The following is a 24,156-nucleotide window of genomic DNA, read 5'->3' as shown; positions in this document are numbered from 1 at the left end:
GGCCCTTTGTCAGCTCAAGCGAGCGGACGGATTACGGGTACAGCGCGCGGGCGCCGGTCTTGTCCATGCTGGTGAGGACGAGGTCGCCGGTCTGCGAGCCGTTGCACTGGGGGTAGTGCATGACGGAGTAGGAGTCGTAGGACGTCAGGCCGCGCCAGGCGGAGTCCTCGTAGCAGCCCGTCGAGGTCAGGCGGGTGTGCTCGTGGCGGAAGCCCAGGGTGTGGCCCAGCTCGTGGCGGAGCACGCCCGCGAGGGTCCAGGGCGAGATGCTGCCGAAGGCGCTGGTGCTGATGAGCACGTTGCGGCCCGAGCGAGCGGAGTTCGGGAAGAAGGCGCGAGCCAGGAAGCTCGTGTCCGTCGTCTGGCGCACGTCGAAGAGCACCGCCGTCTGGGTGGCGGAGCAGCTCGAGTCGTAGGTGCTGGAGTGGATGAAGTTGACGTTGGCGGTGGCCTCCCAGGCCGCGGCCGCGCTGTTCATCGCGTTCACGACGGTGCTGTAGCGGGTGCCGAAGGAGGAGGAGCTCACGCAGTAGGTGAGGTTGCGCGCGGTGGTGCTGCTCCACTTGATGTCGCCCCCGCTGTAGTACACGGCCAGCTCGCCCCCGGTGGCGCCCACGTCACCGTTGGCGACGTAGTTGTCGTAGTACGCGCGCAGGCCCTCGACGCCCTCGACGGCCTCGTCGCCGTTGACGACGAAGGAACCCTCGCTCTCGATGGCCGAGGCGCGGAACTCCTCCCACGAGGGGATCTTCTGATCAGCGGCCTCGGGACCACCGCAACCAACGAGAGCCACACCAGCCAGCAGCGCCATGGAAAGCTTACGCATGGGGTTTCCTTTTCCGGGGAAAGACGTGGGGGTTTGACTTGGCCGCCTGGAGTACCAGCCGCGACCTAGCGCCCCTTCCCTTGAGCACTCGCCGTGCCAACAGGCGGGTTCACCGGAAATCGAGGACTTAGCGGAAATAACGCGAATAGCCGTGGAGCGTGGTCACTCCAGACTCTCCGGGCTTCCTCGTAAAGGCACGTGACATCCCCACCGGAAATCCCCTGGGATTTCAACGGCTTGGGGCAATAACATTTCGACCGTCCGGGAATCGGACGCCGATGTTTCCAAATCGGACAGCGGGCACACGCCTCGCGTACTGGGGAGACCCCCCAGGCGCGAGAGCGGCCACACCGCTGCCCCATTATAGCTGCAACACCAATATTTTCAGCACCAATCGATGAAGGGCTCGAAGGACCGGGGAGGCGCCCTCACGCGGGGTGAAGGGGGGCGTCCCCGGTCCGGACATCACCGACGAGGCCCGGACGGGGCCCGGAGGACTACGGGTAGAGGGCGCGGGCGCCGGTCTTGTCGTAGCTGGTGAGGACGAGGTCACCCGTCTGCAGGCCGTTGCACTGGGGGTAGTGCATGACGGAGTAGCGGTCGTAGGTGGTCAGGCCGCGCCAGTTGGAGTCCTCGTAGCAGCCCGAGGCGGTGGAGCGGGTGTGCTCGTGACGGAAGCCGAGCGTGTGGCCCAGCTCGTGGCGGAGCACGCCGGTGAGGGTCCAGGGCGAGATGCTGCCGAAGGAGCTGCTGTCCACCAGGATGTTGCGGCCCGAGCGGCTGGAGTTCGGGAAGAACGCGCGCGCCAGGTAGGACTGGCCGCTCACCATGCGCACGTCGAAGAAGACGCCCGTCTGGGATGCGGAGCAGTTGGAGTCGTAGCTGCTGGAGTGGATGAAGTTGACGTTGGCCGTGGCCTCCCAGGCCGCGGTCGCGCTGTTCATCGCGTTCACCATGGTGCTGTAGCGCGTGCCGAAGGAGGACGAGCTGATGCAGTAGGTGAGGTTGCGCGCCTGGGTGCTGCTGTACTTGATGTCGCCGCCCACGTAGTACACGGCCAGACCGTCCTGGGTGGCGCCCACGTCGCCGTTGGCAACGTAGTTGTCATAGTACGCGCGCAGCCCCTCGACGCCCTCGACGGCCTCGTCGCCGTTGACGACGTACACGCTGCCCTCGTCGTTGATGGCCGAGGCCTGGAACTCCTCGAACGTGGGGATCTTCTGCTCGGAGGCCTCGGGGCCACCGCAACCAACGAGCGCGACACCAGCCAGCAGCGCCATGGAAAGCTTACGCATGGGGGTTTCCTCTTCCGGGGAACAGCGTGGGGGTTGAACGTGGCCGCCTGGAGTACCCGCCGCGGCCTCGCGCCCCGTCCCATGAGCACCCGCCGTGCCAGGAAGACGGACTCTTGTCATTTCAAGGGCTTGGCGGGTTTCACCCGGATTTACTTGGAGCATCAACACTCCACCCCGGACGGTAAAGTTGCCAAACAGCATTACACTTCGCCCTCAAACATTATGGATTCCGACTATTTAGACACCAACAATCTGCCTGTCCGGGAAACGAACAGGGGGTGTCTGCCGGCCAGTCACGCCCCCGCGGCGCCGGGGGAGTGGAAAAAGAAGAGGCCGGAGACGCGTGCCTCACGTGGAGGCAGGCATCCCCGGCCTTCTGGTCAGCTCGGGTGAGCGGACGGATTACGGGTAGAGCGACTTGGCGCCGGACTTGTCCATGCTGGTGAGGACGAGGTCACCCGTCTGGGAGCCATTGCACTGGGGGTAGTGCATGACGGAGGACGCGTCGTAGGACGTCAGGGCGCGCCAGGCGGAGTCCTCGTAGCAGCCGGTGGAGGACAGGCGGGTGTGCTCATGACGGAAGCCGAGCGTGTGGCCCAGCTCGTGGCGGAGCACGCCCGTCAGGGTCCAGGCGCCCATGTTGCCGAAGGCGCTGGTGCTGATGAGGATGTTACGGCCCGAGCGGCTGGAGTTCGGGAAGAAGGCGCGGGCGACGTACTGCTGGGTCCTCGTCTGGCGCACGTCGAAGAGCACGCCCGTCTGGGACGCGGAGCAGTTGGAGTCGTAGCTGCTCGAGTGGATGAAGTCGACGTTGGCGGTGGCCTCCCAGGCCGCGGTGGCGTTGGCCATCGCCGTCACCACCTTGCTGTAGTTGCTGCCGAAGGAGGAGGAGCTCACGCAGTAGGTGAGGCTGCGCGCCTGGGTGGCGCTCCACTTGATGTCGCCGCCGCTGTAGTACACGGCCAGCTCGCCGCCGGTGGCGCCCACGTCACCGTTGGCGACGTAGTTGTCGTAGTACGCGCGCAGGCCCTCGACGCCCTCGACGGCCTCGTCCTGGTTGACGACGTACACGCCCCCCTCGTCCTCGATGGCCGAGGCCTTGAACTCCTCCCACGACAGGGGCTTCTGCTCGGCGGCCTCGGGACCACCGCAACCAACGAGAGCCACACCAGCCAGCAGCGCCATGGAAAGCTTACGCATGGGAGTTTCCTTTTCCGGGAACGACGTGGGGTTGGACGCGGCCGCCTGGGAGCCCCAGCCGCGGCCGCACGCCCCTTCCTCTTTTGCACCCCCCGGGCCAGGAGGGCGGTTGCTTGGAATTTCAGGGGTTTGGCAAGGCTCCCCGGGCTTCCGTGGAGCATCCAGACACCACCGGGCGTGGCCCCGGGTGTCAACGGGCCTTACAGCGCACCGCGTAAATCATTGAAGTTGCAACTTTCTCAGGGCCCGCACCGGGCCGTCCGAAAACAGGACAGGGATGTCCTCACAACGGACACCCGCTTGCTCTCCATGTGGCCCGGGAAGGGGCTCAGCCGTTGGCGGCCTCGGGCAGCCGGAGGGGGGCGGGCGGGGAGGAGGCCCCGTCCTGGGCGAAGTAGATGCGCTCGAGCAGCTTGCGGTGGTGGATGAGGGGCTTGTCGTACTTGCCCAGCCGCATGCCCTTGAGGCTGTAGGGGGTGTGGGCCACCAGGGGGATGAAGCGGGCGTCGTCGCGAATCTCGTACCAGCTCAGCAGGAGGGCGATCCGCCGCACCAGGGGCATGAGCGGACGCAGGCGCGCGTCGTGGAGCTGGCCGAAGGAGAAGGTGTGCAGGCGCGTGGTGTGCGCCGTCTCCGGCACGAAGAAGATGATGACGCGGGTGGTGAAGGGGCGCTGCTCGCCGGCGGGGCCCGTCCAGGAGATGGTGTAGTCGGTGCGCACTGGATCGAAGCGCGTCACCCAATGGTTGTGGAAGACGTCCCCGTTGCGCAGCAGCAGCAGGGGAATGAGGGCGGAGCGCCGCTGGGGCGCGCGGTAGCGCACCTCGGTCCGGTCCTCGAAGTTGTGGGCCTCGTAGGAGATGTCCCGCGTCTGGGTGTGGTCCCAGCCCAGCCGGGTATGGACGAAGGGGGTGTGCTCGTCCTCGCTGAAGTTGTCGAGCGTCACGTGCAGGGGCGCCCGGAAGAGCATGGAGAAGGCGCCGTTGAACTCGTAGCCCGGAGGCGCGAAGTCGGGGAAGGCGGACAGGGGCGTGTCGCGCGCGGAGAGCCACAGGGAGCCGAAGCGCTCGACGAGCTGGAAGGCGCGCGCATCGCACTTCTTGAGCTCGGGCTGGCTGGGGCTGCGGCCGTGGCCGTCGGCGTCGAAGCGCCAGCCGTGGTAGGGGCACTCGAGCTGGCCCTCGCGGGTGACGCGGCCGGCGGACAGCGGGGCCATGCGGTGGGGGCAGGCATCGGCGAGCGCGGCGGGGCGGCCCTGCGCGTCGCGGAAGAGGGCATAGGCCCGGCCCGCCAGCTCCACGCGCACGGGCTTGTCCTTCAGCTTCCGGGCGGCGAGGACGGGGTGGAAGAAGCGGGTGACGTCGGGCAGGGGCTGCATGGCGGCCGAGTATATGCCCCACCTCCCGGGTCACTCTGAAGGATGCTGGACGGAGCCCCCTCCCCCGCCCGCCCCCGTCCAGGAGCGTGCACATATTGTCCCTTACGCCCGGGGGGGAGGACGGGGTGGAGGGAGGATGAGGCTGGAATCGCTGCTCCTGGAGGTCTGGCCCCACGTGGCGGCGGCGTTCGCGGTGGTGGCCAACCTGCTGGCCACCGGGCACGCGGTGCTGCGCAAGCGGGATGTGCGCGCGGCGGTGGCCTGGGTGGGACTGGTGTGGCTGGTGCCCCTGGTGGGGGTGGTGCTGTACCTGGTGCTGGGCATCAACCGCATCCGCCGCCGGGCCCGCTCGCTGACGCTGCGCCAGGAGCACGGCCAGTTCCCCCCGAAGCCGAGCGTGGCCTCCTGCACCCCCGAGCACCTGGCGGAGGCGGTGCCCCCGGCGGCGCACCTGGCCTCGCTGGCCCGCCTGGTGGACGAGGTGGTGCACTCCCGGCCGCTGCTGCCGGGCAACAAGCTGCTGCCGCTGGAGGCGGGGGCTGGTGCCTACCCGGCCATGCTGGAGGCCATCGAGGCGGCGCGCACCTCCATCTCCCTGTGCAGCTACATCTTCGACAACGACGCGGCGGGCCGGCGCTTCGTCGAGGCGCTCGGGCGGGCGGTGCAGCGCGGGGTGCAGGTGCGCGTGCTCATCGACGCGCTGGGCGCGCGCTACCACTGGCCGCCCATCACCGGCCGCCTGCGCCGTGCCGGGGTGCGGGTGGCGCGCTTCCTGCCCACGCTGCTGATACCCGCGCGCCTGCCCTTCATGAACCTGCGCAACCACCGCAAGCTGCTGGTGGTGGACGGCAAGGTGGGCTTCACCGGGGGGATGAACATCCGCGAGCACTTCCTGCCGGGCCACGGCGACGCGCGCGACTTGCACTTCCGCGTGGAGGGGCCGGTGGTGGGGCAGCTGCAGGAGACGTTCGCCGAGGACTGGGCCTTCACCACGAAGGAGCGCCTGCACGGCGAGGCATGGTTTCCGCCGCTGGAGCCCGCGGGGCCGGTGATGGCGCGGGGGATTCCGGATGGCCCGGACGAGGACTTCGAGACGCTGCGCCTGACGCTGCTGGGGGCGCTGGCCTGCGCGCGCAGCACGGTGCGCATCGTCACGCCCTACTTCCTCCCGGACACGGCGCTCGTCACCGCGCTGAACGTGGCGGCGCTGCGGGGCGTGCGGGTGGACGTGGTGCTGCCCGAGAAGCTCAACCTCCCGGTGGTGCAGTGGGCCTCCCTCGCGCAGCTGTGGCAGGTGATGCGCCCCAACAGCCGCGTCTTCCTCACCGCGCCGCCCTTCGACCACACCAAGCTGATGGTGGTGGACGGGGTCTGGTCGCTGGTGGGCTCGGCGAATTGGGACCCGCGCTCGCTGCGGCTCAACTTCGAGTTCGACGTGGAGTGTTACGACGCCCAGCTCGCCACGCAGCTGGACGCGCTCATCGAGGAGCGGCTGTCGCGCTCGCGGCTGCTCACCCTGGAGGAGCTCGAGGGGCGGCCGCTGCCCATCCGCCTGCGCGACGGCGTGGCCCGGCTGCTGTCGCCGTACCTGTAGGCCCGCGAGGCCTCAGCCGTTGACGGCCTGGGGGAGGGCCTCGCGCCAGCGGATGTCGAAGGTGCAGGCGGTGCCGTCGTAGGAGGCCACGTCCACGTGCACGTTGCGCGCACCGGCCAGCTGCTGGGCCCGGAGGATGAAACCCGCCGCGAAGGAGGGCACGTCGTCGAGCACGTCATTCATCCACAGCTCGCAGTGGCGCGGGGAGTGCACCACCAGCTCCACCTCGCTGAAGTTGTTGCCGCTGCGCAGGTCCTGCCCGATGCGCTCCAGCATGCGCCGGGGGCCGAGCGCCGGGGCCAGCTCCGCCACCACGCGCCCGGTGAAGGTCTGCAGGTGGCCCTCCAGGAAGTGGATGCCCATCCACCAGTGCGCCTCGACGGGCGCCAGGTGCGGGTAGAGGGCCTCGGAGGCCACGTGCAGGAACGTCTTCCAGTCGTCCAGCGGGTAGGAGACGTGGAGCGGCTTCTCCAGGTCCAACCCCGCCTCGCGCAGCCGTCTCCGGCCAAGGCTCGTCAGGCTCGCCCCCAGCTCCCGGACGAACAGGGCCTCAACGGCGGTGGCGAACACCACTTTCTCCGGCGGCATGACCGTCCCTTCGGCGCCTCATCGGCGCCCTGCCAGGAAAGCGGCTCCGGAGGCGGAGCGCTGCCTTCGTCGGAAGACTCTGCTCACTTTCTCATAAAGAAAAACGCCTCCGCCACTCCCCCTCTTGAAGGGGCACATGGGCGGTGCTGTAGGCCTCAGGAAGACATGCGGCCGACGAGGCCGAGGCATCAGCCCCAGCCGGTAGCCCGACTGCGCGGGCCGCGCATGCGCTTCTCCCTCCCAGATCACCCGATCGATGCGCAGAACCAGGGTCTCGAGATGCTGCTGGAGGGCCAGGAAGACATCTCCCCGAATGAGGAGGGCCCGCCACCAGTTGCGCAGGCCGTTGAACCACGGAGACCAACAACCCGGACCATCCCCGCGTCTTACGAAGATGGTTGGGACAGGACGCGCACACGGCGGCAATCCGCGCAGAGAAAGAAATAGAACGCCATCTCCCCTACGAAGAGCACCTGCTCACCTTCGAGAAAAACCGAGGGCTCGCCAAATACCTCATACCCCATACTGGCAACATACCGCATGGGCCGTCTGCAAACGCAGGCCGCCTCCAGCGGCTTTGATAACCAGATGGGCGCACCCAGGACTCGCAAGAACCCCTCTCCCCCCAAAAAGCTGTCGCACGCCGACCAGTAACGCTCCTCATCGCCAGGGCGTTCGTCCGGTTGCATGGGGCGCAAGGACACGCGCCGCTCGGGCAATGGCTCGGGAAGCGCATCCTCGGGTGCGAGTTGCTGCCCAGAGGCACAATCACCCGCGAGCCAGTTGATCTGCCTCGCCTGCACGTCGAACTGGTACTCCTGCGCTTGCTCACCCAGGTCGCAGTTGAGATAGAGCGCCAGGGGGAGTTGGGTGACTCCGCCAAGGCCTGACCCTGGAAGGGCCGACAGGTCCAGTGTCAACAGCAGACACGGCCTAGGAGGAGACTCCGCTCCTCCCAGGATCCGCCACGAACTGCCGCCGAAGAGATGTCGGGCGGCGGCATCGCCTGGAACAGCAATCCAGCCGAATTGCTCCTGATGGGGTCCCCACTTGTCCATGGCTCGCGTCATGAAGCGCTCCTGTACCCATTCACTGGGCTATGGGGCATGAGGCGACGCAACAGCCGGGTATGTATCAGGCCCGGTTTTACGCGAGGAGATGGACGGGAATGAGGAATGACTTCCACCATGGTCAGTCGAGCCGAAGCACCTTCATGTCCATGCCCGTATCGGCGGAGACCTTCGGGAGCTTCCGCTTGGGTTCCAGCACGAATTCATAACCCGCTTGGACGATCTGCCTCTTGCGCCCCTTCATCGCTATGTTCCTGAAGCCACGCACCGTCACTGCGTAGACCCCAGGACCGATCCCTGTTTCCTTCCAGGACTCGAACTTGTTGCTCCACTCCTTGAGCACGAGCAGGTCCGCGACGACCAGATGCTCCACCACCCGGAGGGGGTACTTGCCATTCTCCACCAGCACCTCTCCCGGCGGTGCATGGGGCTCCGAGGCCAAGCGGACGGCGATGTCGTAACCAGCATCATCGATCGCCAACACAGGAACGATGAGGCCCTTGGAGAGCACCTCGTCGCCCTCCTCGGTGGAGACATAGCGTGTGAAGAGATCCGTCCCCTCGCGGATCCTGCCCCCATAGTGCTGGCGCAGCGCGGAGGGGTCGAACAACACGAGCCCATTGAAATCGGTGTCGACTCTTCCTAGGTACATTTTGGAGCCTTCTTCCCCGCCTGCTCGCGCTGCCACTTCAGGAGCCGGTTGAACGCCTGTAGGGGCGTCACGTTGCGGGCAAGGACCTCCCCTGTGGCTGGGATGCGCAGATCCCCGCGCATGGTCATCCCCTTGAGCCCTTTACGAAGCGCGGTAAAGAGTTCCCTGTCAGTTCCCTTCCAGGGCCCCTGGATCTTGCCCAGCTGGGGCCTTACTGCGCGGTGGAGCTCCTCGTGCATGCCAGACGCATAGGGCGTCGGGAAGTAGGTCGGGGTGTTGAATTTGGTCCCAAGATGCTTGAGACCCAGACTGTTGGCCTTGCCACGAGGAACGAGGTGGTGACCCATGCCATTGGGGTTCCAACTCCATGGCATCTCGCCCAGGGGATCCAGGAAGGCAAGCGGGTCGATTGTATAAGCATAGGGATTCAACCCTCCAACCAACCCCAGGGGATCCGGAGTCGTGTAGCGGCCCAGCTCGGGGTCGTAGTAGCGGAAGCGATTGTAATAAAGCCCCGTCTCCGAATCGGCATATTGCCCAGGCCACCTCCATGGACAGTCCGTCCGTGAGGTGTCGAGTGCACCCACACCAAAGATATCGAGTTGCATGGACCAAGCGAGTTGGCCAGCAACATCATAGAGTCCGGTAGGTGTGCCGAGATGATCAGTGCTCACGCAATAGTGTTGCCCGCCTCGTACCTTGACAAGCGGAGCGAAACTATCCGTGTCAAACACCCAGGTCACTGAATCCTGCTCTCCACCCAATTCGTGAAGCACGACCTGGCCATCCCACAGCCATTGGGTTTCCCTGGCCCCCGCGCGCTTGCGGACACGTCGCCCTAGAGCATCATAGGTGAACGAGACGAGTTCACCTGTGGGGGTTACCACCTCTTTGAGCAGACCCGCGCCATTGTACCGGTAGCTCCAGCGTGAGCCATCAGGGCGCACCTTTGCCACCAGGTTGCCATCCACATCATGAAGGTAACGGGTCCCATCCGCCTCCTCGAGGATGTTGCCCGGACCGTAGCGGCGGTCCGAGCGGTCCATTCGGCGGAACAGGTTACCACTGGCATCCACTTGCCTGATCTGCCACGTATCGTCAGGCAGATGCGCCGCAGTCAGTTGACCGAGAGGGTCATGCTGGAAGCGGGTCGTGCCACGCAGGTCGTCCACCAGTGACTGGAGGCGATCCCGGCTCCGCCAGTGGAAACGTGTTGCATGAATGCGTCCCAGTCCGCTACTCACCCGGCGCATCTCGGGGCGGCCAGCAGAATCGTAACGCCAGGAGATGGCCACTCCTCCAGGCAGACGGCGCTCCAGCTCACGCCCCAAGGGATTGCGCAAGAAGTCGAGCACGCTCGTGTGGTCCTCCGCCTCGACGCTCAACGAACGGAGACTCCCCATGACATCTCTGGCAAACGTAGCCCTCAGTCCCAGAGAGGACTCCAGTCGGCTCCGCTCACCCGAGGTGTCGTATTGTACGGCTACCCAGTGGTCACCCTGACTCTCGCGCAGGAGCCGGCCGGCAGCATCATATTCGAACCGGACAGTCCCTCCCTCGCCCACTGCCTCCACAAGAGCGCCATCCAATTGGTAGGCTAGGCGCTCCTCTCCCCCATCCGAATAGCGCCTGTGGACAAGACGGCCCGCCTCATCATAAGCGCACTCCGTGGTGGAACCGCTGGGACGCTGCATGCGGACCAATTGTCCTGCACCATCGTATCCATAACGAAATGGGTGCTCACTGGCGACATACTCTTCTACAGGCAACCCTCGAGGATCGAGCACGAAACGGGTCGCGTGACCAGCCTGATCCTTTACTTCAAGCAGGCGACCCTCGGTGTCATAGTTCAGTCGAACCGTGCTGCCAAATTCCTGCCGCCATGCCAATCGATGGAAGCCCTGATAACCGAAGCGGGCTTCTGAATCATTGTCTTGTAGCGCGACCAGGTTGCCTTCGGCATCGTACTGGAACCCACTCACGTTGCCATCGGGTTCTCTCGACTCGACTACCCGCCCCTCTGCATCGTAGCGAAGGTAATGGGCACCACCTTCCGGCTCCGCGATCTTGACGAGCCTCCCCAGTCGGTCATGGGTATAATGAGCCGCAGCGCCGTTAGCGAGTTGGACACGCGAGATATTGTAGGAATTGTCGTAATTCAATGTCAGACGAGCACTGTTCGGATAGATGATCTGCCGGAGCAGACCTCGCTCGTAGACAAAGTTCGTCCGCTCCCCCAATGGATCTTCGGACCACAGCATCTGTCCATCGGCGTCATGGTACCAACGCCAGGCATTACCGCGGGGATCCATCACCACACTCGGATTGCCTTGCTCATCGCACTGGACGGATACCTTGGCGCCATCTGCGCCCTCGAATCTAATACAGTTGCCCCGGGCGTCATAGGTATAGCGTTGAACACGCCCTAGCGGGTCCACCTCCTTCACCACGTGCAGGGCATCATCGAACTCGCGTTGCCAGCAATTGCCAAGCGGGTCCACCTCCTTCACCACCACGCTGCGGCCATCGGAATAATACGTTGTGGTCTGGCCCAGGGAGTTGGTGACCTCGGTGACGCCCCTCTCCTTGTCGTAGAAGAGCCGGTGGTCGAAGATGCCGCCGTCGCCCCAGGTGTGCACGCACCAGGCCTCAGGGCCCTGGCCGTCATACTCGAAGTAGAAGCTCAGGCCCGTGCGGTCGGTCTCACGCACCATCAGGTGGCCGCTATATTCATAACGGGCGGCGTGTGCCAGCGCGTCATGTGCCTCCACCAGGTCACCCGCCTCCGAGTACACATAGCGGTTGTAGGGCACGAGCCCCGGCTGGGTGGGGTGCGGCAGCCAGGTCCTCACCAGCCGCCCCCTGGCGTTGTGCTCGAATCGCAGGCGCCGCCGGGCGCTGTCCACCACCCACTCCAACCGCCCGCGCCCGTCATACTCGTAATGAATGGCATGCCCGGCCCGGTTGCGCGTGCGAGTCACCCGGCACAGTCCCGGGTCCTCGCCCCCGACGAAGCGCAGCTCGTGCACCAGCCCGTCCGCCAGCTCCACGCTCCATTGCAGCTCCCCCATGCGCCGCAGGGTCAGCCGGTCCATCGGCTCATACACCGCCTGGCCCAAGGGAGCCCGTTGCCTGGGGAATTGGCTCACATCGAACGCGATCTCCCGCCCATCCTCCGCCCGGTACACCACCTTGCCCTGCTCCTCCCATACCGCCAGGTCCAGCGAGTGGCTCCAGCCGTGGCCCACCGCTGAATCGCGCCCACAGAGGCTCGAGGAGTAGTTGCGCTCGAACTTGAGCGGAATGGGCCCGGGCAACTCCCAATCCACCGCCTCGGTCACCGCCCTCCCCGTCACCACGTCCACCGGGTGTCCCGTCAGCGTGCAGATGGCCTTGTGGATCCGGTCGCGCGCCCGTTCGCCCAGCCCTACCTTGTCCATGACCTTGTTCGCCGCCTTGTGGATGCGGTCGGACACGTCACTTAGCTTCCGGCTGGCCTTCTGCAGATTGCGCAGCTTCTTCAACCCCTTGAGCAGTGCTCCCAGGGCCAGCCTCATCATCAGCCCTGACAGGGAAATCGTCGGAGGCCCGCCGACAATCACCGGAGGCCCCGCCGGAATGGACAGGGCAATCGAGGTGGGGAGCAGCAACGTCTTGGCCCCCGGCCCCTTCTTGCGCGGCGGCGAGGGCATGCCGATGTCCTGGCAGCTCAGCACCGGCAGCGTCATGTAGGTGAAGGGCTCGTCGTCCACAATGACGGTGGAGCTGCCCATGAAGGTCTCGTTCTCGTTGCCGGGCGGCTTGGCGAAGGCGCCTCCAATGGGGAAGTGGGGAGGCAGTGTCACCCCGCCCGTGCCCGCTTGAGCCCGCGGCAAGCCGTTCACCAACACCGTGGCGCCGATGATGGGGATGTAGTCAAACGGATCGAAGACAATGCCAATATGCGGGTGGGGAATGGGCACCACCGCCCCCGGGGGGGTGATGATGAAATGGATGTCGATTCCCAACACCGGATCCAGGTGCTTGACCGCGGGCATCATGCCGCATGACCTCCCGCGGCCTGGGTATCCGGCCGCCAATCGTTGCCCATGAGCGACTCGGCCTCGGCCTCCAGCCGCCGCGCCGCGGCCTCCCCCTGGCGAGCCCGGCCCAGCCGCACCCGGGCCTCCGCCACATAGGGCAGCGTCGAGGAGGCGCGTGCCTCTGGCTCGAGCGCCAGCCCTACGCTCCAGGCCTGTTCACTGCTCTCCCAGGCCTTGTCCACTTCCTGGATGGACTCCCGGCAGAAGCTCGCCATGCGCCAGGACTCCAGTTCCAGGCGCGCATCCGCCAGCTTTCGCGCCATGGGCGCCGTCTCCTCATAGAGCACGGCCGCCTGCGCCCACTCCTGCCTCGTGACCAGCACCGCCCCCATCGCCATGCGGGATTTCAGCCGCAACTCGGCGCCCTGGGCCTCGCCCCTGGCCTCGGCCTCCACCGCGACCGCCTCCGCCTTGCGGTAATGCTCCAGCGCCTCCGTGGGCTTGCTGGCCACCAGGAGCGCCGCTCCCATGGCCCAGCACGCCGCCACCACCAGCGCCGACCAGCCCTGACCGGCCGCCAACGACACCGCTTCCTCCCCCAGCCGCGTCACCTGATGGAGCTCGCCGCGGCCCGCCGCATTGCCCAGCCGCACCAGCAGCTCCCGGTAGCGCCCTCCCGCCGGGTCCATGCCCGCCGCCCCACGTGCCACCTCCTCCATCGCTCCCGGCATGTCCAGGTCCGCCACGCTCGTCCTGACCCGCTTCGGCTCCGCCTGCGCCAGCGGCTCCAACATCCTCACCCGCACATCATCCAGCACCACCACCCGCACATGCGGCGAGCGCAGGTGCGCCAGCGCCGCCTGCAGCCATTGCCGCCACGCCTTCACATCCGCCACCTCGCCCGGCACCAGCACCACCGCCAGCACCTCGCACACGGACTCGTAATGGCGGTGCAGCGCCTCGCAGGCACCGAAGAAGGCCTCCGCCCCCGACTGCCTGGGGTCCAGCCGCCCAAGGCTCACTCCCTCCTGGCTCTCCTCCACCATCGCGACCAGCGTCTCGCGCAGCTCGAGCCCATACGCTTCCGGCTGCACGAACGGGATGTCGAAGCGCAAGAAGAGATCCGGACATTCGCCCGTACGCTCATCGCCCTCCTTCTTCAGCCACGCCTCCACCATGCGCGCCTCGCTCGGCTCCACCAACCAGCGCAACAGCCGCGCCTCAGGCGCCTGCGCGAACTCCACCCACTGGTTGTGCAGCCAACCCAGCCGCTTCTCCACCGCGTTCTTCATGGGACCCTCTCCGTTCCCGCTGGACCGCCCGCCTTGGCCCAACTGGATTCCCAAGGCGCTCATTATGGGCAGACGGCACGAGGAAATGAGCCGTTAGATGCACGAGCAGCGGCACGGAAATACATCCGGTCCGGATGTAAGGCATGCGCCCTCACACGGTCAGCGCGAAGCCCCACCGAGCCAGGTGAAGGCACTCCCGCCTGGAAAACTGCCCCGTTAGCAGAAAACCGAAGTCCTCCGGCGGAGGGCGCTTCAGGAAGACATGCGGCCGACGAGGCCGAGGATGGCCTCGCCGTAGCGCTCGGTCAGCTTGGGGCCGACGCCCTGGATGCGCTGCAGCGCGAGGCCGTCGCGGGGGCGCGCGGTGGCGATGGCGCCGAGCACCTTGTCGGTGAGGATGCGGAAGGCGGGCACGCGGCGGCGGCGGGCCTCGGCGAGCCGCCAGGCCTTGAGGGCCTCCACGAGCTGGGGCGAGGGCGTGCCCACGCCGAACGTCTCCCCGCTGCGCCGCGAGCGCTCCAGGGCCCGCGTCAGGGCTTCCCGGCCCCGAGGCGCCGGTGCCGCCCGCGGCGCCTCCTGCGCGTCGTATTCGTAATAGGCGGGCTCGGCCCGCTCCAGGGCCTGGCGCTTCCTCCTGCCTCCGGAGGCGGGCTCCTTGCGGCGCGAGGCCTTCTTGCGGCCCCCCGCCACGGTGGCGCCCTTGGTCCGCGAGCCGCGGCGCTTGCGCGAAGGGGCCTCCTCCGGAGGCCGGGGCAGCTGCACCTGGCCGGGGGCGGGCTCGCGCGTGTGCTGGCCCTCGGGCGTGAGCGTCACGCGCTGGAAGGTGATGCTCTGCCCGTCCTTCTCGAAGGCGTCCTCGGACAGGCGGGTGAGCCCGGCGCGCACGAGTCCTCCGAGGAGCCGCTCGAAGTCGCGGCGGGGCAGCGCCTCGCCGAACAGCTCACGGTGGAGCCGGCCGGTGGCCTGGCCGTCGCGCTCGTGGAGCGCCTCGAGGATGCGCCCGAGCGCGTGCAGCTCGGTGGCGGTGGGCTCGCCGAAGCGCAGGGTGGCGCAGGCGTCGGGCGCGCAGACGTCGCACAGGCCGCAGGCGGCGCCCGTGTCCTGCAGGTCGCCGAAGTGGTCCACCAGGTGCTTCATCCGGCACCCGTGGGACTCGGCGTAGCGGGCCATGTGCTCGAGCTGGGAGTGCTTGTGCTCGCGCTGCGCCGCGTACGAGGCCGCCCAGCCCGGCTTGCCCCGGCGCACCGACTCGTCCGGGCTCACCTCCACACCACCGTGAATCCACAGCTGCTCGAGCGCCTTGTCGAAGGTGTCCACCGCCACGCGCGCCCGGGCCGCCAGCGACTCCTTGGGCTCCGGCTCCTCGCGCGCGGCGCGGTAGATGCGCTCCAGGACGGAGGGCTCGGGGTAGTCGCGCTCGTGGAAGAACTCGTGCGTGCGCCGGTCGATGAAGGAGTGCAGCAGCACCGCGCGCGAGGGCTTCCCATCCCGGCCCGCGCGGCCCAGCTCCTGGTAGTAGCCCTCCACGCTCGCCGGCAGCGCCGCGTGCACCACCGTGCGCACGTCCGCCTTGTCGATGCCCATGCCGAAGGCCGTCGTCGCCACGATGACGTCCAGCCGGCCCCCGAGGAACGCCGTCTGCACCTCGTCCCGCTCCGAGGCGCTCATGCCCGCGTGGTACGTGCCCGTGCGGAAGTCCGCGCTCAGCTCCTCCGTGTACCGCTCCGCGTGCTTGCGCGTGGACGCGTAGACGATGGCGGGACGGTGCGAGGGCTCGGCGAGCAGCTCGCGGATGGCGTCGGAGCGCTGGCTCGGGTTGAGCTCGCGCACCTCGATGGCGATGTTGGTGCGCCGGAACCCGTGGATGAAGGTGCGCGCCGGGGCGTTCGCCGCGCCCTCGAGCCCGAGCTGCTGGACGATGTCGCGCTGCACGTCCGGCGTCGCCGTGGCGGTGAGCGCGATGACGGGCGAGGGACGCAGCATCGGCAGCCGCGCCCCCAGCAACCGGTAGTCCGGGCGGAAGTCGTGCCCCCACTGGGAGATGCAGTGCGCCTCGTCCACCGCCACCAGCGCCGGCGTACGCCGGGCCAGCAGCTCCACGAAGCCCGGCACCCCGAGCCGCTCGGGCGCGATGAAGAGGAAGTCCAGCCGCCCCTCCAGGTAGTCCGCGCACACCTGCCGCGACGTGGCCCTGTCCCTCCCCGAGTGGATCCGCTCCGCCGCCAGCCCGAGCGACTGGAGCCTCGCCACCTGGTCCTCCATCAGCGCGATGAGCGGGCTGATGACCAGCGTCGTTCCGGCGCGTGCGAGGCCCGGGAGTTGATAGCAGAGCGACTTGCCCGCTCCCGTCGGCATCACCAGCAGCAGATCCTTGCCCTCCGTCGCCGCCCGGCACACCGCCTCCTGGTACGGCCGGAAGTCCGCGAAGCCGAACACCTCCTTCAGCAGCCCACGCAGCTCCGACGGACGCGTCGGCTGGCGCGGCGTGCGCTCGGGCCGGCCACTCGGACCCTGTGAGACGAGCGTCAACGCCGGACGCGCGGTGTTCCGCGGTTGAGGGTGGGACTCCGTTGATACCTGGTTGCGAGGGGGCCGGGATAGACCCTCACCCTGACCCTCTCCCAGAGGGAGAGGGGATTCACGCGGGGACAACCTGGGACCCGTGGCACCCTCACCCCGTCCCTCTCCCGAAGGGAGAGGGGAAGTGGGCCCTCTTGTGGCTCTCGCGGCCACCAGGGGCATGGGGAGCGTGGGGGGGACCTTGCCCACCACCTCGATGACGTAGGCCTCGATTCCCCGCAGGAACGACTCCAGGTCCCCGCTGCCCTGCTCGATGCGCTGCAGCCACGCCTCCCACTGCCCCGTCATCGCCGGACTCTTCACGTCCGGATGCACCACCCGGATGAGCCCGATTCCCTTCTCCGTCGCCTCGAACGACTTGCCCCGCCGCACCAGGTAGCCGCGATCCAGCAGCGTCTCGATGATCGCCGCGCGCGTGGCCGGTGTCCCCAGCCCCGACTCCCGCATCGCGTCCGCCAGCTCCTTGTCGTCCAGCGTCCGCCCCGCCGTCTCCATCGCCGTCAGCAGGCTCGCGTCCGTTAGCCGCGGCGGTGGCCTCGTCCGCTTCGTCACCGGCTTCGCGTTCCGCACCGACCGCGCCTGCCCCTTCGCCAACCCCGGCGGCAGCTCCTGCTCCTCCTCCGGCTCCTCCGCCTCCGCCTCGCTCTCCTTCTTCCCCGCCTGGCGCGGCTTCGGCGCCTTCTGCCCTCCCCCCACGTCCAGCACCTTCCAGCCCTCGCGCACCACCATCGTGCCCGCGCTGTGGAAGCGATCCACCTCCGACGTCGAGGTGACGGCGGTGATCACCGTCGTCACCGACCAGACGAACTCCTCGTGCCACGCCGCCAGCAGCCGCCGGCACACCAGCTCGTAGATGTTCCGCTCGTCCTGCGCCAGCCTCGCGCTCTCCGGCGAAGTCGTCGTCGGGATGATGGCGTGGTGGTCCGTCACCTTCGCGTCGTCCACGAAGCGCTTCCCCAGCGGGCGATCCCCCGTGCCCGGCGCGAGCAGCGCCTCCCACGGCCCACGAATCGCGCGCACCACCTCCGGCAGCGTCTCCGCGATCTGCTTGGACAGGTGCCGGCTGGAGGTACGCGGGTAGCTCAGCAGCTTGTGCTTCTCGTACAGCGCCTGCGCCAGCTCGAGGGTGCGCTGGGCGCTGTAGCCATACAGCCGGTTGGCGTGGCGCTGCAGCTCCGTCAAATCGTAGAGCAGCGGCGCCGCCATCCGCTTCGTCTCGGCGGTGACGGACTCCACGGCCGCGCGGCCCGTCTTCACGCGCTCGACGATGCGTCCGGCCTCCTCACCGTCCGCGGACAGGCGCCGGGCCTCGCGCGCGTCCCACTCCTTCTCCTTGCCCGGCTCCGCGGGACGGAACCACGTGCCCTGGTAGCTGCCCTGCGGCCCCTCGGGGCCCACCGGGCCGAAGGTGGCCACGATCTCCACGTAGTCCTTGGGGACGAAGTCGCGGATGGCCAGCTCGCGCTCCACCACCATCGCCAGCGTGGGCGTCTGCACCCGCCCCACCGAGAACGTGTCCCCGCACGCCAGCGTGTACAGGCGCGACAGGTTCATCCCCACCAGCCAATCCGCCCGGCTGCGCCCCTTGGCCGCGTCCGCCAGCGGCTCGTACTCGCGCCCCGGCTTCAGCGCGCGGAAGCCATCCCGGATGGCCCCCTCCGTCAGCGACGACACCCACAGCCGCTTCACCGGCTTGCGGCACCCGGCGGCCTCGTAGATGTAGCGGAAGATGAGCTCGCCCTCGCGCCCGGCGTCCGTCGCGCACACCACGGTGTCCACCTCGGGTGCGTTCATCACCCGGCGCACCACCTTGAACTGGCTCGCCGTCTTCTCCTCCACCACCAGCGGCCAGTCCCCGGGCAGCATCGGCAGCAGCTCCCGCTGCCAGCGCTTCCACTCGGGCTTCATCTCGTGCGGCTGGGCCAGGCCCACCAGGTGGCCAATCGCCCACGTCACCACGTAGCCGTTGCCGCGGAAACACCCCTCGCCCTGCTCGCGAGCGCCCAGCGCCCGAGCGATGTCGCGTGCCATGGACGGCTTCTCCGCCACCACCGCCAGCACGCCCCGTCCTCCTCCGTCACCCATGGTCATCCCACCTCATCGTGGCCTACACCGTTCCATACCGCGTCGCCCCCACCTACCTGCAAGGCCGTTCAGCGCGCCAGCCCGCCTACTCGCAGAGCGAGCGAGCTGGCATAATCCGCCCCCCTGATCGCCCCCCGGCCCTCCCGTGAGGCGCTCCAGGCCCGGGTTGGCGCCCATACGCAAGCGGTTGGCGCCCGCGCGGAAACCTCTCGGCCGCACCTTGGCCAATATTCCGCCGGTCACCGATCGGCTCACGGGCGTGCTGCGGAGGGGGGGCAGCCCATGCAGTGCGAGCTGGAGAACAGCATGAAGGCGACGCGTCATCAGGTCCATGGGTTGTGGCGGGGCGAGGGCGAGGCGGGCGTGGTGCTGCACATGGGGGGGGAGCAGAGCGCGCGGGTGATGAAGACTCTGGCCCGGTCGGCCTCGATGGCCGGGCAGTCCGAGCGCGATGGGGGCCACCGGCTGGCGGTACCCCGGCTGGCGTCTTTCGCGGGGGCGAACCGGACCTGGTTGGCGGTGCTGACAGAGGCCGGAGTGACGGCTGGACTGCGCGAGGCGGTCACGGGGGTGACGTGCCTCGCATCGGTCCGCCCCATGTCACCCCGGCTGTCGGTGGCCCCCATCGTGCTCGACACAGAGCTGAACCGCGGCGAGGAGCCTGGCGCCCGCGGCCCGCGCGGCAAGCGGGCCCACGACCAGGACCCCGACCTGGGGGTGGATGTGGGTGGCATCTACAGCTGGTAGGACCTCGGGACACCGAGGTCGACGGCCTGACGACTCCTGCCCCGGTGGAGGGGGAGGGCAGAGAAGTCGAGGCCGAAGGGAGGGGGGGTGCCTCGGTGCGAACGAGGCATCCCCCGTTTTTTGCCCGCCGCTTCGCCTCAGGGGGCGCTGGCGGGCGTGGCCTGCTGCTGGTGCCAGGCGGCGAGCACCTCGCGCTCGCGCTCCGGAGGAAGGCCGGCGCGCTTCTGCAACTCCGCCTGCCGCTCCGGGGGCAACCCGTTGAACCAGGTGAGCGTGTCGCGTGCCGTGTCCACCGCCGGGCGGAACTTCAGTCCACGCGCCACCGCCCGGGCGTTGCTGACGGCGCTCATGCCCGCCATCTCGCCCGTGGGTGTCACCCACACGGGCATGTCCATCCAGGCCCGCACGTTGTGCTTCTCGAGGAAGGCGGCGTCGGCCCAGGTGAAGGTGGCGTCGCTGTTGCTGGCCTGTTTGCAGGCCTCCAGCAGCTCCTTCATGGTGAGCGGCTTCGCCGGGCCCGTGGCGTTGAAGGTGCCGAAGTCCTTGTTCTCGATGGCGAGGAGGGTCCACTCGGCCAGGTCGCGCACGTCGATGAACTGCGCGGGGTCAGCGCCGCTGCCGGGAGCGAGCACCTCGCCGCCGCGGGCCACGCGCACCGGCCAGTAGGTGAAGCGCTGGGTGGGGTCATCCGGGCCCACGATGAGGCCGGGGCGGATGTTGGTGGTGCGCCCGGGGAAGGCCGCCTCGGCCGCCTTCTCGCAGAGCGCCTTGAGGGCGCCGTAGTTCTCGCGGACGTTCTCGTTGGTGGGATCGTCCACGGTGGCCAGCGGCGAGTCCTCGTCCATGCCCGGCCGGGGCATCTCCTTGTAGACGGAGATGGAGGAGATGAAGACGTAGTGGCCCACGTTGGGCGCCAGCAGCTCCGCCGAGGCGCGCACCACGCGAGGCACGTAGCCGGAGGTGTCGACGACGGCGTCCCAGCTGCGGCCCTCGAGCACCTTCAGGCCCTCGCCGTTCTTGGGGTCTCTGTCGCCGTGCAGCTTCTCCACGTCCGGGAAGAGGTGGGGCCGCGTCTTGCCCCGGTTGAAGAGGGTGACGGTGTGGCCACGCGCGCGCGCCGCCTCCACCAACTGGGGCCCGAGGAAGCCGGTGCCCCCGAGGATGAGGATGCGCTTGCCGCCTCCCTTGGGCGCGGAGGCCTTCGCCACCTCACTGCCCTCCTGACTGCCCTCCTTCTTGGTGGTGGCACACCCCACGGCCCAGAGCGAACCGAGCGCGGCGCCTCCCTGCAACACCCCTCTGCGAGTCAGCTTCATGCGGACTACCCCCTCTTTGAGTGGAACGGATGAAGTCGTGCCGAGTCGCACGCGGGCGGTCAGCGGACCGCGTCGGCGGTGGAAGCCAGCGCGGACGTCCCGGCGGGAGCGGAAGGGTGCTGGTGCCGGGCGAGCCGGGAGAGCCACACGGACACCGCGAGCCACAGGGCCGCCACGGGCACGGCGACCATCGCCAGCGCCGGGGCGCCCAGGCCCAGCTTGTCGAGGCCCGTATACATCCAGGAGCTCACCGAGTCGCTGCCGCGGTACACCACGGTGTCGATGAAGCCCTTGGACTTGTACTTCGTCTCGCGGTCCACGCTGGTGAAGAGGACCTCGCGCCCGGGCCGCTCGAAGGCGTAGTGCGAGGCGCCGCGCAGCGAGCGGAAGCCGATGAGCATGAGCATGCCGGGCACCAGCGCCAGCCCGAGGAAGCCCAGCACGGTGAGCAGCGGGGCCACGGCCAGCACCACGCCCAGGCCGAAGCGCGCCATGAGGCGGCCCGTCACCATCGTCTGCAGCACGAGTGTGAGGGCCTGCACCCAGAACTCGATGTTGGCGAAGGCGGCGGTGCGGGCGTTGGCGCCGGAGGCCACCGAGGCCACGATGTGGGCCTGCTGGTTGTAGAGGAAGGTGGAGGTGGCGGCGTACAGGAGCATCTGCAACGCCAGCCCCAGCAGCAGGGGCGAGGAGAAGAGCAGCCGGAAACCGGCGAAGACGCCACCGCCCACCGGAGCCTCGGCGACGGCCGCCCGGGGCTGCACGACACGGGCCTGGCGCGACAACAGCCGCACGCATTGGGCGCTCACCTCCAGCAGCACCGCGGTGAGGAGCATCAGGTGGGTGGCCCCGAGCGGCTCGGCCAGGTGCTGGACGAGGAAGGGCCCCACCACCATCCCCACCGTGCCCCCGGCGGCGATGAAGCCGAAGAGGCGCCGGCCCTGCTCGCTCGCGAACAGGTCCGCCATGAAGCTCCAGAAGATGGAGACGACGAAGAGGTTGTAGACGCTCACCCAGACGAAGAAGGCGCGCGCCACGTGCTCGCGCGCCACCACGTCCAGCTTCAGCACCAGGAAGAAGCCCAGCAGGTTGAGCAGGAAGAAGCGGTAGACGAGGGGAATCACCCGCTGCCGCGGCCAGCGCGCCACCAGCGCGGAGAAGGCCGGCATCGCCACCAGCATCACCACGAACGTCGCCGTGAAGAGCCACGATACGTTCTTCACGCCCCCCGCCGTCGCCATCTCGTCCCGCAGCGGCTTGAGGATGGCGTAGCCGCACATCAGCGTGAAGAAGTAGACGAAGGAGAGCAGGACCGGCCCCGTCTCCCCCTCCTTCACGTCCACGAATTTCTTGAGCATGGGTGCTGGTACCGTCTGGGGGTGCTCCGGAAGGGGTTGCCTCCCCTCCGAGCGTGCCGCCATCAACCACGGCACTCCGGCACTATTCCCGAGGTGCGCGGGGCCCACCAGACCAGGGCCCCCGGACAGGGGCCCGGCCCGCTACCTGCCCACCACCTCGCGCAGCACCGCTTCCACCCTCGGCAGCGCCGCCTTGATCTCCTCCATGGAGACGGCGCCCACCGACAGGCGGAACCAGCCCGTGTCGTCCTTCAACCCGAAGGCCTGGAAGGGCACCAGCGCGAAGCCCGCCTTGTCCAGCAGCCGCTTGCGGATGTCGTCGTTCGTCCGCAGCCCCGCCTTGCCGATCAGATCGAACTGCACCGACAGGTAGATGGCCCCCTGCGGCGCGATGGAGCGCACCGGCAGCCCCGCCGCCTTCATCGCCGTGAAGCCCTGGTGCAGCGCCACCAGCCGCTCGTCCACCCGCCGCTTCATCGTCTCCAGGTAGCCCGCCACCGCCGGCACATCGTCCAGGAACTTCCCCACCGCCACCTGCTCGGCCTTGGGCGCCCACGCCCCCACGTGCCCCAGCACGTCCTTCATCCGCGAGACGATGGACGGCGGCCCCACCGCCCAGCCCACGCGCACGCCCGTGGCCGCGAACGCCTTGGAGATGCCATCCACGAACACCGTGTACGGCGCCAGCTCCGGCACCAGCTCCAGCGGCGTCACGTGCTTCGTCTGCCCGAACGTCAGCGTCCAATAAATCTGGTCATACATGACGATGAGCGGCTTGCGCCCCTGCGCCTCGCGCTTGCGGTTCTCCTCCACCACGCGCTGGCCGATGTCACGCAGGGCCTCGGGAGAAATCATAGTGCCCGTGGGGTTGAGCGGGCTGCACAGGCACAACAGCCGCGCCTCGGGCAGGTGCGGCGCCAGCTGCTCCACCGTGGGCATGAAGCCGTGCTCGGGGCTCGTCACCACCTCCACCGGCCTGGCCCCCACCATGTACGAGTAGTGGTTGTTGTTCCACGAGGGCACCGGGTAGATGACCGTCTCGCCCGCATCCACCACCGCGCGGAAGATGGCGTAGATGACCGGCCGCGCCCCTCCGGCGATGAGCACGCTGTCCAGCGGATACTTCAGGCCCAGCGCGCGCTCGTAGAAGCGCACCACCGCCTGCCGCAACGCCAGCACACCATCCGAGGGCGGGTAGTTCGTCTCGCCGGCCTTCAGCGCCGCGGCGATGGCGTCCCCCAACGCGTCGGGGATGGGGAACTCGCGGGGGCTGAAGTCCCCCACGGTGAGGTTGCACACCTGTTTCCCCTGGCCCACCAGTTCACGGATCTCCCCGGCGATGCGGAGGATTTCGCTGCCGATGAGGCCACGCACCATCGTACCAACGGTGTCGTCCCGGCGAGGGCCAAGCAGGGAAGAAAGGTCGAGAGCCATGGGGGCATCACTCCAAGGGGGATACGCGTGCGGGCCGCACGATATACGCGGCGGGGTACGTCCTCCCAAGAGTCCGTGGGATTTTCCGCTCCCCCTGGATGAACACCCCCGGCGCATCCCCTCCTCCCCGCTCCACCGGGACTGCCCGGTTCCTGGCACTTCCCTTCCCCGAGGAACCCTGGTGACGCGGAAGTGCTTTAGACACGCTCCCCGGGCAAACAGACAGGAGACCCTGATGCACATGCGTGACACGAAGCGTTGGTCGATGCTGGTGGTGCTGGGCGCCGGACTGCTGGCGCTGGCCGGCTGCGGGGAAGAGCCCTACATCGCAACCACCCAGCTCTCGGGTGCCAACGAGGTCCCCCCCACGTCGGTGCCCGCCACCACCAATGGGGTCGCCACCGCCAGGCTCGAGGGAGACAAGCTCACCATCACCGGCACCTTCAGCGGGCTGCAGAGCAACCTCCAGGTGGCGCCCAACACGGAGAGCTCGGCCCACGTCCACCAGGCGGCGCAGGGCACCAATGGCCCCGTCGTCCTCAACCTCACCGTCACCACCAGCGACCAGCGCAACGGGAGCTACACCGGCACCAAGAACCTCTCCGACGAGGAGAAGGAGGCCTTCAAGGACGGGCTCTTCTACGTGAACGTCCACACCGTCAACAATCCGATGGGTGAGATTCGCGGCCAGCTGATTCCCACCCAGAGCAAGGACTGAC

General features: G+C 68.2%; 16 protein-coding genes. 3 read left to right on the top strand and 13 right to left on the bottom strand.

The features are described 5' to 3' along the window. Nucleotides 1-31: 31 nt before the first annotated feature. From NR798_RS04690 to NR798_RS04675, 4 genes are all read right to left on the bottom strand, one after another. Nucleotides 32-826 carry a M57 family metalloprotease gene (locus tag NR798_RS04690; RefSeq protein WP_375770199.1) on the bottom strand — a complete coding sequence of 265 codons (795 nt, stop codon included), beginning with the start codon at nucleotides 824-826 and terminating at the stop codon, nucleotides 32-34. A 497-nt stretch (nucleotides 827-1,323) separates the two neighbouring features. Further along, nucleotides 1,324-2,121 (bottom strand): M57 family metalloprotease, encoded by a 798-nt coding sequence (locus NR798_RS04685; RefSeq protein WP_375770198.1) that lies wholly within the window; start codon nucleotides 2,119-2,121, stop codon nucleotides 1,324-1,326. 402 nt (nucleotides 2,122-2,523) lie between these two features. After that, nucleotides 2,524-3,321, bottom strand: coding sequence for a M57 family metalloprotease (locus NR798_RS04680; protein ID WP_375770197.1), 798 nt, complete (start codon nucleotides 3,319-3,321; stop codon nucleotides 2,524-2,526). Nucleotides 3,322-3,649: 328 nt separating this feature from the next. Further along, on the bottom strand, nucleotides 3,650-4,699 hold the full coding sequence (locus NR798_RS04675) for a Rieske 2Fe-2S domain-containing protein (protein WP_375770196.1): 1,050 nt from the start codon (nucleotides 4,697-4,699) through the stop codon (nucleotides 3,650-3,652). A 136-nt stretch (nucleotides 4,700-4,835) separates the two neighbouring features. Between NR798_RS04675 and cls the strand changes: the two genes are divergently transcribed. Beyond that, the gene (gene cls / locus NR798_RS04670; protein WP_375770195.1) at nucleotides 4,836-6,293 is read left to right on the top strand and encodes a cardiolipin synthase; all 1,458 of its coding nucleotides are present in this window, start codon (nucleotides 4,836-4,838) and stop codon (nucleotides 6,291-6,293) included. 12 nt (nucleotides 6,294-6,305) lie between these two features. Here the strand turns inward: cls and NR798_RS04665 are convergent, their stop codons facing one another. The 6 genes from NR798_RS04665 to NR798_RS04640 all read right to left on the bottom strand — a co-directional run bounded on the left by NR798_RS04665 (nucleotide 6,306) and on the right by NR798_RS04640 (nucleotide 18,588). After that, on the bottom strand, nucleotides 6,306-6,881 hold the full coding sequence (locus NR798_RS04665) for a DUF2378 family protein (RefSeq protein WP_375770194.1): 576 nt from the start codon (nucleotides 6,879-6,881) through the stop codon (nucleotides 6,306-6,308). A gap of 386 nt (nucleotides 6,882-7,267) precedes the next feature. After that, nucleotides 7,268-7,951 carry a hypothetical protein gene (locus NR798_RS04660; RefSeq protein WP_375770193.1) on the bottom strand — a complete coding sequence of 228 codons (684 nt, stop codon included), beginning with the start codon at nucleotides 7,949-7,951 and terminating at the stop codon, nucleotides 7,268-7,270. 121 nt (nucleotides 7,952-8,072) lie between these two features. Then, nucleotides 8,073-8,603 carry a hypothetical protein gene (locus tag NR798_RS04655; RefSeq protein ID WP_375770192.1) on the bottom strand — a complete coding sequence of 177 codons (531 nt, stop codon included), beginning with the start codon at nucleotides 8,601-8,603 and terminating at the stop codon, nucleotides 8,073-8,075. Next, nucleotides 8,594-12,643, bottom strand: a complete 4,050-nt coding sequence (locus NR798_RS04650) for a DUF6531 domain-containing protein (RefSeq protein WP_375770191.1) — start codon at nucleotides 12,641-12,643, stop codon at nucleotides 8,594-8,596. The genes NR798_RS04655 and NR798_RS04650 overlap by 10 nt, the downstream gene beginning before the upstream one ends. Further along, complete coding sequence (locus tag NR798_RS04645) at nucleotides 12,640-13,917, bottom strand: hypothetical protein (protein ID WP_375770190.1); 1,278 nt, start codon at nucleotides 13,915-13,917, stop codon at nucleotides 12,640-12,642. The genes NR798_RS04650 and NR798_RS04645 overlap by 4 nt, the downstream gene beginning before the upstream one ends. 252 nt (nucleotides 13,918-14,169) lie before the next feature. Continuing rightward, nucleotides 14,170-18,588: a DNA topoisomerase 3 gene (locus NR798_RS04640; protein WP_375770189.1), complete on the bottom strand. Its 4,419-nt coding sequence runs from the start codon at nucleotides 18,586-18,588 to the stop codon at nucleotides 14,170-14,172. A gap of 300 nt (nucleotides 18,589-18,888) precedes the next feature. Here NR798_RS04640 and NR798_RS04635 point away from each other — a divergent pair, with 300 nt between their 5' ends. Beyond that, complete coding sequence (locus tag NR798_RS04635; protein ID WP_375770188.1) at nucleotides 18,889-19,329, top strand: hypothetical protein; 441 nt, start codon at nucleotides 18,889-18,891, stop codon at nucleotides 19,327-19,329. A gap of 137 nt (nucleotides 19,330-19,466) precedes the next feature. Here NR798_RS04635 and NR798_RS04630 read toward each other — a convergent pair whose 3' ends face one another. The 3 genes from NR798_RS04630 to NR798_RS04620 form a co-directional block, all read right to left on the bottom strand. Beyond that, nucleotides 19,467-20,645 (bottom strand): SDR family oxidoreductase, encoded by a 1,179-nt coding sequence (locus tag NR798_RS04630; protein WP_375770187.1) that lies wholly within the window; start codon nucleotides 20,643-20,645, stop codon nucleotides 19,467-19,469. 59 nt (nucleotides 20,646-20,704) lie between these two features. Next, a complete protein-coding gene (locus NR798_RS04625; protein WP_375770186.1) occupies nucleotides 20,705-22,003 on the bottom strand; it encodes an NTP/NDP exchange transporter in 1,299 nt (432 codons plus the stop codon). Between the two features lie 141 nt (nucleotides 22,004-22,144). Continuing rightward, nucleotides 22,145-23,437, bottom strand: a complete 1,293-nt coding sequence (locus tag NR798_RS04620) for a pyridoxal phosphate-dependent aminotransferase (RefSeq protein ID WP_375770185.1) — start codon at nucleotides 23,435-23,437, stop codon at nucleotides 22,145-22,147. 241 nt (nucleotides 23,438-23,678) lie between these two features. Here NR798_RS04620 and NR798_RS04615 point away from each other — a divergent pair, with 241 nt between their 5' ends. Then, on the top strand, nucleotides 23,679-24,155 hold the full coding sequence (locus NR798_RS04615) for a CHRD domain-containing protein (RefSeq protein WP_375770184.1): 477 nt from the start codon (nucleotides 23,679-23,681) through the stop codon (nucleotides 24,153-24,155). Nucleotide 24,156: the final 1 nt, after the last annotated feature.

This window comes from Archangium gephyra (assembly GCF_042230915.1).
Lineage (GTDB): Bacteria > Myxococcota > Myxococcia > Myxococcales > Myxococcaceae > Archangium > Archangium gephyra_B.
This window is presented reverse-complemented; position numbering and strand designations above follow the sequence as displayed.

Excerpts from the sequence above, each read along its gene's own strand:
- NR798_RS04690 (WP_375770199.1), bottom strand. The coding sequence starts at position 826 with ATGCGTAAGCTTTCCATGGCGCTGCTGGCTGGTGTGGCTCTCGTTGGT.
- NR798_RS04685 (WP_375770198.1), bottom strand. The coding sequence starts at position 2,121 with ATGCGTAAGCTTTCCATGGCGCTGCTGGCTGGTGTCGCGCTCGTTGGT.
- NR798_RS04680 (WP_375770197.1), bottom strand. The coding sequence starts at position 3,321 with ATGCGTAAGCTTTCCATGGCGCTGCTGGCTGGTGTGGCTCTCGTTGGT.
- NR798_RS04675 (WP_375770196.1), bottom strand. The coding sequence starts at position 4,699 with ATGCAGCCCCTGCCCGACGTCACCCGCTTCTTCCACCCCGTCCTCGCC.
- cls (WP_375770195.1), top strand. The coding sequence starts at position 4,836 with ATGAGGCTGGAATCGCTGCTCCTGGAGGTCTGGCCCCACGTGGCGGCG.
- NR798_RS04665 (WP_375770194.1), bottom strand. The coding sequence starts at position 6,881 with ATGCCGCCGGAGAAAGTGGTGTTCGCCACCGCCGTTGAGGCCCTGTTC.
- NR798_RS04660 (WP_375770193.1), bottom strand. The coding sequence starts at position 7,951 with ATGACGCGAGCCATGGACAAGTGGGGACCCCATCAGGAGCAATTCGGC.
- NR798_RS04655 (WP_375770192.1), bottom strand. The coding sequence starts at position 8,603 with ATGTACCTAGGAAGAGTCGACACCGATTTCAATGGGCTCGTGTTGTTC.
- NR798_RS04650 (WP_375770191.1), bottom strand. The coding sequence starts at position 12,643 with ATGATGCCCGCGGTCAAGCACCTGGATCCGGTGTTGGGAATCGACATC.
- NR798_RS04645 (WP_375770190.1), bottom strand. The coding sequence starts at position 13,917 with ATGAAGAACGCGGTGGAGAAGCGGCTGGGTTGGCTGCACAACCAGTGG.
- NR798_RS04640 (WP_375770189.1), bottom strand. The coding sequence starts at position 18,588 with ATGACCATGGGTGACGGAGGAGGACGGGGCGTGCTGGCGGTGGTGGCG.
- NR798_RS04635 (WP_375770188.1), top strand. The coding sequence starts at position 18,889 with ATGAAGGCGACGCGTCATCAGGTCCATGGGTTGTGGCGGGGCGAGGGC.
- NR798_RS04630 (WP_375770187.1), bottom strand. The coding sequence starts at position 20,645 with ATGAAGCTGACTCGCAGAGGGGTGTTGCAGGGAGGCGCCGCGCTCGGT.
- NR798_RS04625 (WP_375770186.1), bottom strand. The coding sequence starts at position 22,003 with ATGCTCAAGAAATTCGTGGACGTGAAGGAGGGGGAGACGGGGCCGGTC.
- NR798_RS04620 (WP_375770185.1), bottom strand. The coding sequence starts at position 23,437 with ATGGCTCTCGACCTTTCTTCCCTGCTTGGCCCTCGCCGGGACGACACC.
- NR798_RS04615 (WP_375770184.1), top strand. The coding sequence starts at position 23,679 with ATGCGTGACACGAAGCGTTGGTCGATGCTGGTGGTGCTGGGCGCCGGA.